Genomic DNA, 5,065 nt, shown 5'->3' with positions numbered 1-5,065 from the left:
GCAAAAGCTTGGCCAAAAATTTTGTTTGCGCAGCATTCCGCAGGAAAAGAACCTTAGAAAATGCCACAGCCAAGGTCAATCTTTGTTTTGTGAGACTGCTGCTTAAGAGATTGGCGATCGCCTGATTATTGAAAAAAAAGATACCATCAGGGTTCTATAGAGTCGCTAATATCTGTAGCAATCCCTGTAATTCCTGCCGAGAAAGGATTTTCAGTGTCAAAAAATGATACTTTAGACAACTGCTGAGTGCCAGTCTCCTCAAATAAACGTCCCGTCAGTTGATTGCCAATGACTGTAAACTTAGCAAAATAGGGTAAGTTCTGATCGAGTTCAACAGTTTCCTCCACAAAAATATCCTCGATGTTACCCCCAATTACTTCTCGTAAGAATATTTGATTGGCCTCAAAGTCAATTCCAAATATGTATGCGTCTGAATTCTCAGGGTTTACCCTAGCATATAATAAAATTCTATCGTTCGTACCTTCATCGCCATCCTCAAGCCCTGCCGGATTTAGCAGGGCAGAAACCATGAAATTTTCAGCAATTATATTAGGATACAAAAGAGTCGTAGTAAAAGCTCCACCTTCTGCTGCTGTTAGATCATCACTCAAACGCAAGACATTATTGCCATCAGATAATGCTTGAATGGTTGGCACAAATTCCCCTAAAATCAAGTTGTTTGGTGGTAGTCCTAGCTGTTGGATATATAACATATAACACATCAGAAGGTGAACCACTTTCAAAATCAATAGTTACTGCTTTAGCTGAGTTATTCTCCATGAAAATAGGAGCTAAAATAATAGCGGTGGCTAAACTTTTCAAAAAGTTTACAGCATTTCTCTTGTTTACTTGGTTAGTCATAATGATTACTCTCCATGTAAATCTTAACTTGGCTTTTCACTGAGTTATAGTGACATACTCCCACACTAAGCTGACTCTATCGTGTAAGCTCTCTCGTTTCGTAGCCCTGCCACTGCATCGGACTCCACGAGCTTTAAAGACTGAAGTTTTAATGAAGCATAGCATTATTTTTGGGAATTTGGGTAAAACTACTGAGCTTGCAAATCTTAAGGTTCTGTTGTTTACTTTGTAAAACCTAAAATTCAAGGAAAATATATGATGGATAGATCCTTAGAATCTAACCCTTCTCACAGTGAGACTGCTGTTAATCGCCGTTCCCGAACAAACCTGTTTAACTTAAACAGCTCTAATTCACTGGTTCAAGCGGTTTTAGATACTTATTATGATTGTGGGCAAGACCCCTGCGAGTGCTAGAGTCATGTGCTAAATACTACTGTATTTTTGTCTGGGTACATCTATTAAAATTTTTATAAGTAGAGAGGGGTTAACGGCTGTTAACCCCTACTATGTTTAGTGGTCATGTGTAAGTTCTGTATAGTTTCCATTGGTTTGAATTTATCCTAATTTTTTCAATCGTTAATGTTGAGTCAAATTTGAGAATAATTATAATTTTTATATCTTCTTTTTTTATTCAAAATAATAATAATAATCATTCTTATTTTTTACTGTTAAAAAATGTAAACTTGACTTCCAATTCTATAAAAATTAGTTAAGCTGAAACTAAAGAATAAGAGTAATAAGGAAGAAGAAATGATGACAACTGTAGTCGGAATGAAATGTGCTTGTGAACCCTGTCTTTGTGTAGTATCCACTGAAACAGCCGTTCAGAAAGATGGTAAATACTACTGTTCTGAAGTCTGTGCCAATAATCATCAAGATGGTTCCAGTGGCTGTGGTCATCAAGGATGTGACTGTCACGGTTCAATAATGGATAATGGATAATGGATAATTACCTATCTCTAAAACGGATAGGATTAAATAAAAGGAAAATTTTTTCTCTCTTGGTCGATTGGATATGGCGAGGAGACCTCGCCATCCCTCGACCGCTTGTTTATCCTTTAAAGGAGAGGCTTTAAACCTTAACTATTCCGTAATTCAATGAGCGGTTTTTTATATTGGTAGTAGCTGACAAGTAGTGATGTTTGTAGTTTTTTTCTGGCAGTGAAAGTAATTTAATTATAAATATCGCTACATCTACAGGACTACCAGATATCTTACTAAACCGTATTTAGTATCAGAAATTATGAACAATAGAAATGATTTTAATGTAGTAGTTATTGGAGCAGGTCCAGCAGGTTGTCAATGTGCTAGAAGTTTGGCAAAATTGGGACGCAAAGTTTTATTAGTTGAACAACACGAAACATTTAATAAAAATGACTTTTCTAGTGCTGCAACTCCTCAAGAAACTCTCGATAAATTTGACTTACCAGAAACAGTAGTTGGTAGTTATTGGCAGAAAATTAGTATTGTTACAACTAATATTAATCATACCTGGGCATCACCAAAAATATTAGGAGCAGTTTTAAATTTTGCCAAACTGAGAGAATTTTTGGCAGGAGAAGTGGAAAGTTATGGCGGTAAAGTTTGGATGGGTTGCCGCTACATTAGACATTTTGAAGAAGAGGGAAAAATTGTTGTAGAAATAAGGCGTTTCGGAGGTAAAAAATTTACTGTTAGTACAGAAGTTTTGGTTGATGCAACAGGACCAGCAAGAGCAGTAATGTATGACAAAAAAAGTGGGCAACCTCAATTTTTAACGGCTGCGGGAATTGAATATTTAATAGAAGTTGAAGGAAGAGAATATGAGAAATATGCTAAGGATCTGATTTTTTTCTTAGGGCATAAATGGATGCCAAAGGGTTATTCTTGGATTTTTCCCATGGAAGTAGAAAAGCACAGATTAAAAATAGGTGTGGCGCGGTTTAATTTAGAACATCAACAAATAGTTGAAACAAAATCTATGAGATGGTATCTAGAATTATTGATTAAAGATTATATGAAGCTTGAGGAGTATGAATTAATTGATTCTCATGGTTCAACTGTTAGATATTCTGTGGGATTAAAGGATATTTATTACCAAGATAATATTATTGCTATTGGTGATGCTGTTTCTACTATTAATATGTTGGGTGGGGAAGGAATTAGACATGGTATGGATAATGCAGAAATTGCTAGTAAGTATATAGAAAAATATCTCGACAAACGCTTATCTAGTTTTCGTTCCTACCAAAGAGAAATGCAGAGACGATATGCTATTAAATGGAACATTTCTGAACAAATGGGGCGCAGAAGATATATGCAAGATAGTGATGAGTTGATTGATAAAGGAGTGAATTATTTAAAATCTTTGACAGTAGAGGATATGATGAATATTTTATTTGCATACAATTTTCAAAAGTTGTATAAAGGATTGGGTAAATATTTACAACGTAAAATTAAGTTAGGTTGGCAACAAATGCAAGCATTCAGCGGTCAGCTATCAGCTATCAGCTATGAGTTATTAACTGATTATTTTGGCAGGAAGAATTAGACATCTCCTCCAAAATAGGGATTCAACAATTAATAATTAATAATTAATAATTACCTCTCCTTTAAAACGGATAGGATTGACTCAAAGGAAAATTTTTCTTTATTATGCCCTTCAAAGGGGAGGCTTTAAACCACTATTTTCGGTAAGGAGTAGTAGGGGTAAAGAATTGATAATTTCTGTGGGATAATTAATTTTATTTTTTATTATTGGAGATGTCTATTTAAAATTACTATAATTGTTGGGTGGCGCTGTCGCTTAACCCAACCTACTATTTATCTGAATTGGATATTATCTATGATACATGGGGAAAAATTATGATGTCTAAAAATACAGAAGTTAATCCTATTATCTGGCAAAATGACCGTGTTGTATTAATCGACCAAACTTGTTTACCAGGAGAATATAAAACTGTAGAAATTAATAATTCTACAGAGATGGCAAGAGCTATTAAAACAATGATAGTTCGTGGGGCACCAGCTATTGGTGTATCAGCAGCTTATGGAATGTATTTAGGGGCGAAAGAAATTTCTATAACTGATAGAAATGAGTTCTTAAAACAGTTAGAAGAAGTGGCTGTAATGTTACGAAAAACTCGCCCAACTGCTGTTAATTTATTTTGGGCAATTGAACGGATGTTGAAAGTAGTAAATAATACCACTGGGTCTGTAGAAGAAATTCAAACGGCTTTATTAGAAACTGCTAAAAATATTCAAGCAGAAAATTTACAAACTTGTAAAAATATTGGCGATCGCGGATTTGAAGTTTTACCAACTTCTCCAGAAAAATTAAACATTTTAACTCACTGTAATGCTGGTGCTTTGGCGGGTACTGCAGTCTTAAATGTCTTTAGTTCAGCGTGGCGAGGGGGTAGACTAGGGAAAGTCTATGCGGATGAAACTCGTCCTCGTCTCCAAGGTGCAAAACTCACGACTTGGGAATGCGTACAAGAAGGTATTCCTGTTACTTTAATAAGCGATAATATGGCTGCTCATTGTATGAAACAAGGTTTAATTCATGCTGTAGTAGTTGGAGCTGATAGAATTGCTGCTAACGGAGATACTGCTAATAAAATTGGTACTTATAGTTTAGCTATTGTTGCCAAAGCACATAATATTCCCTTTTTTGTGGCAGCACCTTTATCAACAATAGACTTCAAAATATCTGATGGTAGTCAAATACCAATTGAAGAGAGAGATGCGGTGGAAATATATCAAGTAGGAGAAACACGCATTTGTCCGCAAGGAGTAGAATTTTATAATCCAGCATTTGATGTTACCCCTGCGGAATTAATTGCAGGAATTATGACAGAATATGGTACAGTTGCGCCGGGAGATTTGAAACAGTTTCAGGTTTAATAATCACCTGGGTGTGGGGAGCATGGGAGGTGTGGGAGCTGTCTGTTGAAGAGCAATCGCCTGTTTTTGGCTGTCTGTTGAAGAGCAATCGCTTGTCAGTCCAATAGTAACTTTTGGCTGAGTATTCTAATGCACTATTTTAGATGAAACAGTCTAGTAGGGTGTGTTAGCGGTAGCGTAACGCACCATACCCTATAGAACCCCTAACCGTATCTTCATATAAATATCAAGTTTTTTTGACTAGGAGACAGCTATACTGGAGACAGGAGACAGAAGGTAAGAGAGAAAAGGTTAAGAGGGAAGATTTGGGGAGAGATAA

At 35.9% G+C, this 5,065-nt stretch carries 5 protein-coding genes; 3 read left to right on the top strand and 2 right to left on the bottom strand.

What is annotated here, in order from left to right:
- Positions 1–146: 146 nt before the first annotated feature.
- Complete coding sequence (locus tag F6K27_RS32365) at positions 147–656, bottom strand: hypothetical protein (protein ID WP_287279675.1); 510 nt, start codon at positions 654–656, stop codon at positions 147–149.
- Positions 631–861 carry a hypothetical protein gene (locus F6K27_RS32360; protein WP_287279676.1) on the bottom strand — a complete coding sequence of 77 codons (231 nt, stop codon included), beginning with the start codon at positions 859–861 and terminating at the stop codon, positions 631–633. The genes F6K27_RS32365 and F6K27_RS32360 overlap by 26 nt, the downstream gene beginning before the upstream one ends.
- Before the next feature lie 753 nt (positions 862–1,614).
- On the opposite strand from F6K27_RS32360, the gene F6K27_RS32355 reads away from it, so the two are divergent.
- The 3 genes from F6K27_RS32355 (at position 1,615) to mtnA (ending at position 4,746) form a co-directional block, all read left to right on the top strand.
- A complete protein-coding gene (locus F6K27_RS32355) occupies positions 1,615–1,803 on the top strand; it encodes a metallothionein (protein WP_287279681.1) in 189 nt (62 codons plus the stop codon).
- 301 nt (positions 1,804–2,104) lie between these two features.
- Positions 2,105–3,391 (top strand): NAD(P)/FAD-dependent oxidoreductase, encoded by a 1,287-nt coding sequence (locus F6K27_RS32350; protein WP_287279677.1) that lies wholly within the window; start codon positions 2,105–2,107, stop codon positions 3,389–3,391.
- Positions 3,392–3,705: 314 nt separating this feature from the next.
- Positions 3,706–4,746, top strand: coding sequence for an S-methyl-5-thioribose-1-phosphate isomerase (gene mtnA / locus F6K27_RS32345; RefSeq protein WP_287279678.1), 1,041 nt, complete (start codon positions 3,706–3,708; stop codon positions 4,744–4,746).
- The last annotated feature ends 319 nt before the right edge of the window (positions 4,747–5,065 follow it).

The organism is Okeania sp. SIO2F5 (genome assembly GCF_010692685.1).
GTDB classification, from domain to species: domain Bacteria; phylum Cyanobacteriota; class Cyanobacteriia; order Cyanobacteriales; family Microcoleaceae; genus Okeania; species Okeania hirsuta.
The sequence above is the reverse complement of the archived record's forward strand: the minus strand, read 5'-3'. Positions and strand labels throughout refer to the sequence as shown.